Genomic DNA, 12,040 nt, shown 5'->3' on the forward strand with positions numbered 1-12,040 from the left:
GTAATGGGGCGGGCGGAATTCCTGAACCGCCAATGTCTCATCGGTGAGACATATCCCCTTTTTGTTTTAGGCAAGAGACGCAACCGAGTTTTACAACTTGAGGTCACAATCTGCGACCTCAAGTTCAAAATGTGCAGGTTCACGACGGGGAGTTCCGAACGGGTCGCAAATTGCGACCCGTTCCCTTGGACGCGACTGGAGTATTTCGCTTGGGTACGGCTATCACTTTTAGTGGGAAGTCATGCGGCCGATAAAATTTCATTGACAAAGAAAAACAAAAAAGACTACCCTGTCCTTAATTCCCATTGTTCTCATTCTTCAACAAAGCCGGTGTTCCATCACTTCTCATTGGAGGAACAAGCGATGAAAAAAGTAGTTCTGATGTCACTCGGAGCGGGCATTCTTGTCGCAGGCGGGATCGGAATGAGTTGTTTATTCAACTCCGCCGCGGACAACGCGATGCAGATGGCTTACTCGGGGAGCAATCCGGCGATGGCCCGGACGGCTGCCATCGAGAAGGTCTCCGTCCAGTTCATGAAAGAAGACGGCGACTGCCCCAAGGCCGCGTCGAAAAAAGTCCTTCAAGTCCTCCTCTCCGTCCCCGGCGTGGTGGAAGCCTCGGTCGATCCAGACCAGCTTCTGGCGGCGGTGACCGTAGAAAAAGGAGCGGTCCCGGTGTCCTCCCTAAAAAGCGCGATTGAACAAGCCGGGTTTATGACCCTATAACCGGTCTCACGCCGCGACGATCCATCTTATTTCAAGGCCCCGTGCCAGGGTAAAACCCTTCACGGGGCCTTGATGTTTTTGGGAATTTGAAATCCAAGAACAAAAAGCCCGCGCGTCGTGGGCGTTCTGTGCCCCTGATGGTCCCGCGTTTCTTCTGTCAGACGTTTCATCGACCAAATCAGGTCAGCATGTTTAAAGCACAATCCACGGCTCTCTTCCGTGTGTTGGGCAAGTTCTGACCGTGGGGGGAGCAAGGGGGGGGCTTGCCCCCTCCGCTGCCCTGGGAATCCTTGGGTGTGGGGCAAGGCGCACCTGGTGTGAAGATCGGAAACCAACCGTCTTCTCCCAGCGCCGGCTCCACATCAGATAAACTGGGTGGGCACGCAACCCCCGCGGCGGGGTTCGGGGCAGCGCCCCGATTCAGCATCCACATTTTCGTTGAATCGATTTTAAAAAACCGCTACCCTTAGGAACTCAATTCTTTATCGAAGACCAAAATGACCCCAGAGAAAACAAAACACCGCAAAACCATCCCGCTGGCGATCACGCTGATCCTCCTCGGCCTCTCCGCGGCAACCACCCTACCCGGCTGCGCGACCCCCTGCAACCTCGCCGACCTTTCAAATCCATGCCGCCCCCTGGCCGATCATTCCCGCGACGCCTACGAGTGGCTCGCGAAAGGAATCGTCCTCGGAAATAATGGCCGGAATGAAGAAGCGCTCGGAGCATTCGATCGGGCCATTCGCTATAAACACGATTATCCGGAAGCGTGGTTCGGCAAAGGGGTTTCCCTTCATAAATTGGGCGATGAGCGAAAAGCGCTGGAAGCGTTTCAGCAGGCGATCGAAATAAGACCTTCTTTCATCGAAGCGTGGTACAGCAGCGGCTTTTCGCTCCATCAGCTCGGTAGAAACGAGGAAGCGGCCGCATCGTTTGAACGGGCCGCCGGCCTCGCCCCCGAATCGCCGGAAGCTTGGTACCATCAAGGCCTCTCATTGATCCGCTTGGAACGAAATGAAGCGGCCTTGAGCGCGTTTGAGCAGGCGCTCGCGCTCAAACCGTTTTATACCGAAGCATTGCTGTACAAAGGCATCGCCCTGAACAAGTTGCGCCGTCACGGCGAAGCGCTCGTCGCCCATGAGCAGGCGCTCATCGTCAATATGTTTAATACAGACGCCCGGTATTACAAAGCCCTCTCCTTGGCCGGTCTCGGCCGGAATCAAGAGGCGCTGGCAGCGTTTGAAGAGACCCTCGCGCTGAAGCCCGATCATCCCGAAGCGTGGCTCGAAAAAGGAAACACCCTCGCCCACATGGGCCGGGAGGAAGAAGCGCTGGCGGCGTTCAATCAAGCGATCACTCTCCATCCGCGGCTCGACCGGGCCTGGTTCGGGAAAGGAGGATCGCTCAGTCGATCGGGCCGGGACCAAGCGGCGCTCGACGCGTTCGAGCAGGCGCTTCAACTCAATCCGGCCCATTCGGAAGCCTGGTTCGGCAAAGGGATCTCCCTCGGACGGTTGGGCCGGCATGAGGCGGCGCTGGCCGCCGCGGAGGAAGCGATCAAACGAAATCCTCACCATGGATTGGCCTGGCATCATAAAGGAGTGATGCTGGGTCAATTAGGCCGGGACCCGGAAGCGCTGGCCGCGCTTGAAAAGACCCTCCAACTCCATCCCGAACACGCAGAAGCCTGGTTCAGCAAAGGGAATGCGCTCGCGAGATTACACCGGCACGAAGAAGCGCGGGCCGCTTACGGCAATGCCGTCCGATTCAAACCGGATTTCTACGAGGGATGGTATGCAAAGGGCCTTTCCATCGTTAACTTGGATCAAGCGAAAGAAGCGCTGGCCGACTTCGAGAAGGCGATCGCGCTCAAACCCGATCATCCCGAAGCGTGGCTCGGCAAAGGGGTTGCGCTGGAACGATCCGGCCGGGACCCGGAAGCGCTGGCCGCTTTTGATGAGGCGATTCGGCTCAAAAGTGAATCCGCGGAAGCCTGGCATCGGAAGGGGCGCCTCCTCGAGAAAATAAATCTCTTCGAGGAGGCGCTGAAGGCCTACGAACAAGCGCTCGAACGAAACGCCGGCCGGCCGGAGCTCTGGTACGACCAAGGGGCCCTCCTGGAGCGGCTCGGCCGTCACCGGGAGAGCGTGGCCTCCTTCGAAACGTTCCTCCAGCGCAATCCGAATGAAACGGAGCTCTGGCAAGAGAAAGGGATCGCCCTGATGCGATTGGGGCGGATTGAAGAGGCGCTGAAATGGACCGAGAAGATCGCCTCGGTCAAACCGGAGGCGCCGGAGGTCTGGCGGTTGAAAGGGATTGCGCTGGAGCGGCTCGGCCGGCTGGAAGAGGCGTTGAAAGCGAACGAGAAAGCGATCACGCTGAGACCCGACTTTCACGAAGCCTGGTACAACAAAGGGATTGTCCTCGAAAGATTAGGACGCTTCCAACCGGCGCTGGAAGCGTACGAAAAGATGATCTCCTTTGCGTCCAATGATCCCAATCCCTGGTTTAGAAAAGGGCTTCTCCTGGAGCGTTTAAAAAGAGATGAAGAGGCGCTCGCCGCATACGATCGGGCCGCCTCCCTCAATCGGAACCTTCCGGGCCCGTGGTATCAGAGAGGCCTTGTTCTTGCCAGATTAGGCCGTCATGAAGCGGCGCTGGCGGCGTACGAGAAGGCCGTCGCGCTTTATCCCGAAAACGCGGAACCCTGGGTCAGCATCGGAATCTCCCTGGAAGATCTCGGCCGGGACGAGGCGGCGTTAAAGGCCTATGAGAAGGCCCTCTCCCTGAAGCCCGATTTTCAAAAAGCCTGGCAATACAAAGGCCATACCCTTCAAAGACTCGGCCGCTTTAGGGAAGCGGTCGACGCGTTCCGGAAGGTCCAGACGTTCGGATTGGCAAACGCGCAGGAGCGGCGCATCGAATAACGGCAAGGAGAGACCAAGCCGCTTTAATTGCGGCTTGATCTACCGCTCCTGAGTTCCATCTCACCCGGGCACCTTGGTCTTCGGCCGGATCTCTTCGGAGAGGCTCTTTCGAACCCCCTCCGGCCCCGCATCCTCCAGATACTTCCAATCCGGATGACCCTCACCCGAAAGAGGTTCGTCCTCCGAGCCCCCAGGCGGCTTCGCCGCCGACACAATCCAGGCCCAGACGAAATTCACAAAGACCAGGGCAATCAACGTCGGAAGCCCATATTCCAGAAATCCCTGATTCATCTTTTCCTCCCTTTTCTTAAAGTGGCCGATCTCTCCCTCCGGGAGAGGGCGAATCGATTCGCCACCCTCAGCATCCCATCTCCAGGCAACTACGGGATCAAATTCAGATCAATTTTCGGTTAAACCGTAGAGGCGGAAGATCAACCGTTGGAACGAAAAGAGGACGGGAAATCGGAGGAGGCCGCGGGAGGTCTCTCCTGAACGGCCTGCCGCAAAGCGTCGATCACCTTTTGGAGGAGATCGGCCGGTCGGTAGGGTTTCTGAAGAAAGGAGACATCGGTGAAATCCAAGGAGTGATCGGCGCGATGGCCGCTGGAGATAATGACTTTCAGATTCGGTTCGATTTGGCGAAGTTGGTGCAGCACCTCTCCCCCCGAGAGGTAGGGCATGGTCAGGTCGAGGATCACCAGATCGATCTCTTGCTTTTTTCGAACGAACAGCTCGACCGCTTCCCGGCCGTCTTCCGCCGTCAGAACCCGATACCCTTCGTGTTCCAGAACGGCGCGTCCGAGTGTTCGAATCGCCTCCTCATCGTCGACGACAAGAATGGTTTTCCCTTCGTCCGCGGGAGGCTTCTCGGCAAGGGAGGAAGCGGGGATCGAACGGACTCCTTTCTCGGTCCGGGGGAAATAAACCGAGAAGGTGGTCCCTTCTCCCTTGACGCTCTGCATCTCGATCCAGCCTTGATGCGCGGCGACGATTCCGTAGACCGCCGACAGCCCCAACCCGGTCCCCCGCCCGACCTTCTTGGTGGTAAAGAAGGGCTCGAAGATCCGGTGGCGAATCTCCTCATCGATTCCGATGCCGTTGTCGGCGACGCGAAGACAGACATGTTTCCCCGTCCGGGCGTTCGGGTGGACTTGGCGGTGCGCCCCATCGACCTCAACATTCCCGACATGGATCGAAATGCGCGGCTCCCAGTCGGCCGGCGACGGGGAGCCGTTGTTTTTCTCCATCCGCTCCAGCAGGGCGTCGCGCGCGTTTACGCAGAGATTCATGATCAGCTGGTTCATCTGTCCCGCATCGGCCAATACGGACCAGAAATCGTCGTCCACCCCGGTCTCCATCTGAATCCGGCGATCGATCGCTTGCCGGAAAAGGCGGGCGACCTTCTCCACCTCCTCCCCCAAATGCAGCGGCTGCCGGTCGATCGGACTCCGCCGGCTGAACGAGAGGAGCTGCTGCGTCAGCCCGGCGGCCCGCCAGCCGGCCGCATGGGCCGTGTCGAGCAGGCTGTATGCTTCGCTCTCGGGAGGAACCTGCTCGCGCGCCAGCTCCAGGCTGACGGTGATCGCCGTCAGCAGGTTGTTGAATTCGTGGGCGACCCCGCCGGTAAGCTGGCCGACCGCCTCCAGCTTGTGGACATGTCGGAGCTGCGCTTCAAGTTGCTTCCGCTCGGTGACGTCCCGAAAGCTCCAGACCCTTCCGACATTTTCCCCTCCGATCCGCTGCGGTTTCGAATATCGCTCGAAGACCCTTCCATCTTTGAATTCCAGCAGGTCGTCGCTCTCCTTGTCCGATTGCTGGGAGAGCTCCCGCACTTTTTTCAAGAATCCTTCGGGGTCTTTCAGCTGATCGAGCAGATGGGCCAGCGCCTGATCGTCCTCTCGGAGGGCGACAATGCCGCGCGGAATGTTCCACATCTGGATAAACTTTTGGTTGAATCGTTCGATTTTTCCCTCTTGATCGACGACAAGAATGCCGTCGGCCGTCGACTCCAACGTCGCGCTGAGCAGGGAGAAGGTCTTCTTCAGCTTTTCTTCGGCGCGTCTGCGGTCGGTTTCGTCTTTGAGGGTGACGACGGCGCCGACGATCTGATCCTGCTCCAGGATCGGGTTGCTCGCGCAGTCGACCCATACATGTGCGCCGTCCCGGCGCAAAACCACCTTCTCCATGCGGGAACCCGCCCCCCCGCGATTAAGGAGGTCCGGCGCGTCCTGCAGAATGCGCTCGATCGGCTGCCCGACAAGCGTTTCCAGAGAATAGCCGGTCATCTTCGCCGCGGCCGGATTTGCAAAAGTGATCGTCCCTTTGAAATCCAATCCGATGATCGCTTCGCCCGCGGAGTTGAGCACCAGATCGACGCGGGCCCGCGCCTGTTCGATGATCCGCCAGTTGACGAGGAGGACGACACTTCCGCTCAAGACAAAGCCGGCATGGATGACGGCCCATTTCCAGGGATGAACGAATGCGTCGGGATGATTGTATACCATCGTGGGGACGAACTGACCGGTGAGCCCATGTTCGACGACCACGAAGAGGATCGCAAGAAGGTAGGGAACCCAATCTTGATAGAGTGAAATGACGGCGAGCATGACGAAGAAGTGGAAGTGGGCCTCGATGTAGCCCCCCGAGAACTGAACAAGGATGGCGGAAGAGGTGATGAGGGCCAGGCTGGCTGCCGCCGATCGGGCGCTGCGGCTGATCTTGCCCCAGGTCGCTGCAAGCGCGACGGCGGCGATCACCCCCCCCTCGGCAACACTTTGAACGATCCCGAACCCCTGATAGATCCCGAAAAGGGGAAGCCCCGCCGCGTGAAGCCATGTTAAAAGCAGGATCGCTCTATGTCGAACCCTCCACTCCTCCTCCGGGAGAACGCGCCCTTTAGGAAGAACCTTCTTGATGATGTCAACGAGCCGACCGGCTTCGGACGGCCCGCGCTCAGAGAGCATTTTCCTTCTCCGAAGAATAAGTATCCGATACGAAATATTCGATCACCGACCCATCGAACCGGATCGGCTTCCTCCATACCCTACCCAAACACATATTAGGGTATTCTGCTGAGGGAACCCTACCACAATCAGAAAAAAGATTCAATGGGAATATGCAGGCGTATTTTGCTTGAGGATGAACGGGAAAGAGAGATCAAGCCCGCTTCATTGAAAACCGGGGAGCGCGAACGAATCCTCACTCGATTGAGATAAAACAGCGAGGAATTGAGGAATTCGATGAGGCTTTTCTCGTCGGATCACTGATTGACGGTCTGGAGATTTGTGGTATACAGGCTATTGTCGATGAGAATCAAACTCCTATACAGATACATGATCCTGGCATTGATGACCGGGGCGGTCTGGACGCCGGCTCAGGCCGTCGCCGCCGAAGAGCCGATCTCTTTTTCGCCCCTCTCCTTTTCAACGGACGCTTCCTTAAAAGATCCTTCTCTCTTTGAGAAATACCTGGCCGACCCTTCGGATCAGGTCAAGCTGGCAAAGTACCTTGCGCTTCTGCCGCCGCTTTTGAAAGACCGGTCGCAAACGCTGCAACTGGATCGGCGGGGGTTTGAGGAAAACAATCCGCTCCTCGGCCGCCGCCCCTCCCAAACCAAGATCAACAGCTACTTTTTGGTTTTCGCCCTCTCCGTCTTCGCCGCCTCTTATCTGCCGGAGCCGTTTGCCTCCTCCCTTCTCGACACGGTCCGTTTCCAGGAAGAGATCGTCGCCTACGAAAACGAGCGCCTCTTCGACCGGGAAGTCCGCGTCGACGCCGCCCCGATCGCCTTCATGTTCACGATTCTTTATTAAGACCCGCTTCCAAACCGGCGGACGCTCTAAACAGAAAACCCCTTGTAAACCAGGCGAACCTGATTCAAGGGGTTTTCGTGTAATGCAGACAATCGTCTTGATGAATCGGCTTTAAATCATTACTAAGGGACCGGGCCGTCCACGGTGATCGTGCCGGTGGTCGGCCCCCCGGCTCCTCCTCCGCCGCCACCCCCTCCGCCGCCGCCCATCGAAGCGGCGGCGCCGAGAACCACGGCGCCGGCGACGGTCCAGACCCACGGTTTCTTGTACCACGGCCGGTCGTCCCCTTGAAACCGCTCCCACATGGAGGGGCTGTCGATCGCAACGAAGGTGGGAGAGAGATCGGGCGGCCGGAGGGTTTGGACCCGATTCCCCGCCCGGTCCGCCGCTTCCAGATAATATTCGATGCCGGGATCCTGCGCCTCCTCGCCCGGAATCGTCGCCCGATAACGATCATTCGCGTCGGGGATCATTTCGAGCGTCCGGTAGTTCCGCTCCCCCTTCGACCGGAAAAAGAGGCGGACGTCGTCCACCCCCGATTCCGGATCGGTGACCGTCGCAACAATTTCAATCTCCTCCCCGCCGCGGAAAAGGCCGAGGGGCCGTGCATGCAGGATCTTCGGGGCGACCAGATCGATTTCCGGCGCCTCCTGCGCGAGCAAAAGGAAGGGGTGGAGCAAAAACCCATAAAACGCCGCCGAGACGAGGAGGAGCGGAGCCACGCTCCGACAACGCCGATCTTTTTCCTTTATTATTCCCAAATGATTTTTCCCCATGTTTCATTCTCATTGCCCGGAAAGGGAAGACGGACCCGCGCCGTCGCCCAGGTCGCGCCGGGAACCACGCGGTTTCCCTGCGCATCGACCAAGCCTTTGATCATGAAGCGGGCCGCCGCGACCCGGTCGTCCCCGTCCCGATCGGCCTCTTCCAACGTCATTTCCAGCTGAACGCTCCGGTAGTTTTCGAACAGGAGCCGAAAGAACTCCTCCCGCGGCGCCGGCATCTCGGAGAGCGCCCGCATCTCGTCAAGATCTTTCTCCTCCCACGCCTCCTTCAGCCATTCGAAGCGCCGCTGCGCTTCCTTCAGGGTCGGCTTCGGAAGAATCGCCTGCATGAAAAGGGGACGGAGCGCCTCTCCTTTCACCGTCCGATTCCCCGACACGTTTTCGGCGACCAGATAATATTCCAGCCCTTCCGGACCGACCTCCCGCCGGGGGATCGAAAGCCGATAGACCCCCTTCTTTTCATCTCCCCTCAGTTTTTCAAAGGAAAGGCTCTGATACGCTTCCTCTCCTTTTTTCCGATAGAAGAGGCGCACCGATCGGACCCCCGCTTCATCGGCGACGACCGCCGACATTTCAATTTCCTGAAGCGCCATGATGGGAAAAGGGGGGGTGTAATCGAGACGCGGCGCCACGACATCGATCAGCTGGGCGGAAACGGAAGGAGCCATTGAAAAGAGGAAGAGACCGAGGAGGAGCGCGCCCCAGGTGAAAATGGTCTCTCTTTTTTCGATTTGATCTTTTATTTTCAAGAGGGTCTTCCTTCTTACATTCAACATTCAGCCGAGCAGGCGGGGCCTGCCGATGAGGGATTCTGTTTCCGATTCCTTGGGGGAGATGTGAAAGCGGACGGACAGCTTCAATCCCTGCCCGAACGTTCGCGATAAGCGAAGAAAGGGGGCGCCGACCGATCAGAATCCCCACCGCTCTTTCCACACCTCAGCGGATGAGAAACACGGATGAACCAGGGCATAAAGAAAATACCCCTACACCGGTCGATCTGTCAATAAAATTATCTATTTTTCTCGCCGTCCTGTCCGGTAAGAAGGTTTTTATCCACTGATTGTCGGCGGGGTCCCTCGACGGCAAATGAAGACCTCCGCCTCGGGATGATCGATGATCCGAAACCCGGCGCTCCGAAGCATCGCCTCCGCACAGGCGCGGTTCGGAATCCACCAATTCGTCGGATCGTTCGCGTATCGTTTTTCGATAAAATACATCCGCGGGAAAGCCGGATCGTCGAAGATCCCCTCCTCGCTGAAGGGGTAATCTTCTTCAAGCGGCCCATTCTCCGCGCTGCCGCGGCACATCGTCTGAAAAACGAGGAGATCCCCGACGACATGTTCGTAAAGAAGATCGAGCGCCAGGAGCGGATGCCGGAGATGATAGAGCACCCCCATGAAAAGGACCAGATCGAACCGCCTCCCGAGCGCCGGGACATCATAAACCGAGAGCCGTCTGAAATCAATGTCAACGCCGCAGACCTCGGCCGCGAAGCGCGCCTGCGACAGATAAGCCTCATCGCTGTCGATCCCCACGACGAGGTCGGCCCCCCGCCGCTTCATCTCGATGGCGTAAAAACCGGCGTTGCAGCCGATGTCGAGGACCGACCGTCCGGTAAGATCGGCGGGGATCGCATGGGCGAACCGGCGCCACTTGATCATCGGATAATCGCCGAGGAAATGACCGGGGGCGGTCTGGACCCCCTGCAGGTTAAGATTATGAAACCACTCACCGAGATCGCGGACCCGCTGCCGGATCTGATCGGGGCTGAAATTTCCGCCGAGCGTCAAACGGGAATGACTCATTGCGCTTTCTCACCTCAACAAAGAGAACCTAAAAAGAGAACCTTCAAGCGACCCGCCGCGAATCGGTCTCTGTCGGATCGCTCTTTTGCGGCCGCTGCCGAAGACCGGGCCGCCTCCGCTCCGCGCCCCGCGCGCTGAGGAGCTTGATCGCCTCGCGGTAGCCGTGGATCGTTCCGACGTCGACATACGCCTCTCCCGCCGCCAGCGCGCGGACCGCCCCCCCTTGCGCGATATAGGCATTGACGAGGGTTCCAAGATATTCGTCCCGGCGGTCCCGCGCGCACCAAAGCTCGAAGAGATCGCGCAGCACCCCGCCGGGAAGCCGGAACGCCCCCCAGATCCAGTGGGTCGACGGCTTCGGCTGCTTGACCTCGATCTTCAAAACCGCTCCCGCCGCGTCGGTCACCACCGCGTCGAAGAACTCGGGCCGCGCCACCGGGAAGAGGAGAAACGAGAGCCCCTCCGCCGGCAGCCGCGCCAGCCCCGTCTCCGGAAACCAGATGGTGTCGGGAAGACCGACGAGCACCGGCTCGTCCGGGTGGATCAGCGGGAGCGCCGAGAAGATCGCGTCGCAAAGACCGGCGGGGCGGGGCTGAACGGTGTAGCAAAGATGCGCCGAGGAGACACGGCCGCCGTAGTATTCAAGAATGTCGGATTTGCCGGGAGAGACGATCAGACAGATCTTGTCGGCCCCGGCCAGGATCATCCGCTCGATCAGATACTCGCTCACCGCGCGGGGCCGCTCGACCTCGCCGTCGAGCCGGCTCCCGACCGGAAGGAGCTCTTTTGAAAACGCCAGCGGTTGAATGCGGCTTCCGACCCCCGCCGCCGGGATGATTCCCCACATCGGTCTCCCCTCCTTCCCTATAACGTCACATCTTGGACCGAGGGACGGCACGCCCCTTCCAGCGCCCGATGCAGATCGTCGGCGCGGCGCTCCCCGGTATGCGCCGACAGCGCCCGCTCGCGGGCCGATCGGGCGATCTTCGAGAGGCACTCCTCCGGCGATTCGATCGCCGCGATCGCCTCCTCGGCGCTTCGGGCGATCAAGATCTCCGTGCCCGGCTCGAAAAACTGGTCGAGCCCTTCCCAGAGGTCGCTTAAGAGCGGGACGCCGCAGGCGGCCGCTTCAAAGAGGCGTCCCGAGGGGCAATAGCCGCTCTCCACCATCGGCCGGCGGGTCACATTGAGCGACAACCGCGACGAGCAGTAAAAAACCGGATGATCGGGCGGGGGGATATGCCGAACATAGAAAAGATTGGGGGTCCAGGGAAAATCGTTCGGATATTGCGACCCCCCCAAAACAAACCGCCGGTGCGGAAGCCGCCGCGCCGGCGCGAGGAACAACTGCTCGAGCGCCTCCTGCCGGTCGGCGGCATAGGTGCCAAGATAGGAGAGATCGGCCCGATAGGCTTCGGCCGGCGGAACAGGACGATGCGACGAAAGATCGACGCAGCCGTAAAGCGGCGCCACCTGCCGCGCCCCCAGCCGCTTTTGAAGCTCGGTGAGGGCGGCCCCCCCGGCGTAACTTAAAACCAGATCGAAATCGCCGAGCCCTTGGGAGGGGATGTAGACGACCCGCTCGCCCGCCCGGATCCGCTCCAGCGTCACCGGGGTGTCGAGATCGTAAAAGACGCGGAGCCGCGCCGGCGAGGAGAGAACCAGGTCCGACGCGGCGACCGCATCGGGACAGTAGGAGGTCACCATCGCCACATCGGCGTCGCTCAACGCCGTCTGCGCCCGCCGCCAGGCTTCTTCCCAATGGGAATAGAGAACGAGATCGATGCCGGGCGAGCCGGTAAAATCGCGATGCGCGGCATAATAAGGAACATCCCGCTCGAAGAAGAGAATCCGCTCTCCCCGCCGCGCCAAGGCGCGGCCGAGCGCGCGCCAGAAGGTGGCGTGCCCGTTTCCCCAAGAGGAGCTGATCGTCAATCCGAAGATCACCAGCTTCATTGATCTGATCTCCTCCCTTCAATTCTCCC

At 59.4% G+C, this 12,040-nt stretch carries 10 protein-coding genes; 3 read left to right on the forward strand and 7 right to left on the reverse strand.

Annotated features, from left to right (window positions below):
* Window positions 1–363: 363 nt before the first annotated feature.
* Together MCM46_07950 and MCM46_07955 are read left to right on the forward strand one after the other, a co-directional pair.
* On the forward strand, window positions 364–726 hold the full coding sequence (locus MCM46_07950) for a heavy-metal-associated domain-containing protein (GenBank protein ID MCG3111739.1): 363 nt from the start codon (window positions 364–366) through the stop codon (window positions 724–726).
* Window positions 727–1,223: 497 nt separating this feature from the next.
* Entirely contained in the window at window positions 1,224–3,653 is a 2,430-nt protein-coding gene (locus MCM46_07955; GenBank protein MCG3111740.1) for a tetratricopeptide repeat protein, read from the forward strand.
* A gap of 60 nt (window positions 3,654–3,713) precedes the next feature.
* Here MCM46_07955 and MCM46_07960 read toward each other — a convergent pair whose 3' ends face one another.
* Complete coding sequence (locus tag MCM46_07960) at window positions 3,714–3,944, reverse strand: hypothetical protein (protein MCG3111741.1); 231 nt, start codon at window positions 3,942–3,944, stop codon at window positions 3,714–3,716.
* A gap of 140 nt (window positions 3,945–4,084) precedes the next feature.
* Window positions 4,085–6,616, reverse strand: coding sequence for a PAS domain S-box protein (locus MCM46_07965; protein MCG3111742.1), 2,532 nt, complete (start codon window positions 6,614–6,616; stop codon window positions 4,085–4,087).
* Window positions 6,617–6,958: 342 nt separating this feature from the next.
* On the opposite strand from MCM46_07965, the gene MCM46_07970 reads away from it, so the two are divergent.
* Entirely contained in the window at window positions 6,959–7,465 is a 507-nt protein-coding gene (locus MCM46_07970; GenBank protein ID MCG3111743.1) for a hypothetical protein, read from the forward strand.
* Between the two features lie 122 nt (window positions 7,466–7,587).
* Here the strand turns inward: MCM46_07970 and MCM46_07975 are convergent, their stop codons facing one another.
* From MCM46_07975 to MCM46_07995, 5 genes are all read right to left on the reverse strand, one after another.
* Window positions 7,588–8,187 carry a hypothetical protein gene (locus MCM46_07975; protein MCG3111744.1) on the reverse strand — a complete coding sequence of 200 codons (600 nt, stop codon included), beginning with the start codon at window positions 8,185–8,187 and terminating at the stop codon, window positions 7,588–7,590.
* A 29-nt stretch (window positions 8,188–8,216) separates the two neighbouring features.
* Window positions 8,217–8,999 carry a hypothetical protein gene (locus tag MCM46_07980; GenBank protein MCG3111745.1) on the reverse strand — a complete coding sequence of 261 codons (783 nt, stop codon included), beginning with the start codon at window positions 8,997–8,999 and terminating at the stop codon, window positions 8,217–8,219.
* 300 nt (window positions 9,000–9,299) lie between these two features.
* Window positions 9,300–10,055: a TIGR04290 family methyltransferase gene (locus MCM46_07985; protein ID MCG3111746.1), complete on the reverse strand. Its 756-nt coding sequence runs from the start codon at window positions 10,053–10,055 to the stop codon at window positions 9,300–9,302.
* A gap of 43 nt (window positions 10,056–10,098) precedes the next feature.
* Window positions 10,099–10,902, reverse strand: a complete 804-nt coding sequence (locus tag MCM46_07990) for a hypothetical protein (GenBank protein MCG3111747.1) — start codon at window positions 10,900–10,902, stop codon at window positions 10,099–10,101.
* A 17-nt stretch (window positions 10,903–10,919) separates the two neighbouring features.
* On the reverse strand, window positions 10,920–12,011 hold the full coding sequence (locus MCM46_07995; protein MCG3111748.1) for a glycosyltransferase: 1,092 nt from the start codon (window positions 12,009–12,011) through the stop codon (window positions 10,920–10,922).
* Window positions 12,012–12,040: the final 29 nt, after the last annotated feature.

The sequence above is a fragment of the Candidatus Manganitrophus morganii genome, assembly GCA_021651055.1.
GTDB lineage: Bacteria > Nitrospirota > Nitrospiria > SBBL01 > Manganitrophaceae > Manganitrophus > Manganitrophus morganii.

Excerpts from the sequence above, each read along its gene's own strand:
- MCM46_07950 (MCG3111739.1), top strand. The coding sequence starts at position 364 with ATGAAAAAAGTAGTTCTGATGTCACTCGGAGCGGGCATTCTTGTCGCA.
- MCM46_07955 (MCG3111740.1), top strand. The coding sequence starts at position 1,224 with ATGACCCCAGAGAAAACAAAACACCGCAAAACCATCCCGCTGGCGATC.
- MCM46_07960 (MCG3111741.1), bottom strand. The coding sequence starts at position 3,944 with ATGAATCAGGGATTTCTGGAATATGGGCTTCCGACGTTGATTGCCCTG.
- MCM46_07965 (MCG3111742.1), bottom strand. The coding sequence starts at position 6,616 with ATGCTCTCTGAGCGCGGGCCGTCCGAAGCCGGTCGGCTCGTTGACATC.
- MCM46_07970 (MCG3111743.1), top strand. The coding sequence starts at position 6,959 with ATGAGAATCAAACTCCTATACAGATACATGATCCTGGCATTGATGACC.
- MCM46_07985 (MCG3111746.1), bottom strand. The coding sequence starts at position 10,055 with ATGAGTCATTCCCGTTTGACGCTCGGCGGAAATTTCAGCCCCGATCAG.
- MCM46_07990 (MCG3111747.1), bottom strand. The coding sequence starts at position 10,902 with ATGTGGGGAATCATCCCGGCGGCGGGGGTCGGAAGCCGCATTCAACCG.
- MCM46_07995 (MCG3111748.1), bottom strand. The coding sequence starts at position 12,011 with ATGAAGCTGGTGATCTTCGGATTGACGATCAGCTCCTCTTGGGGAAAC.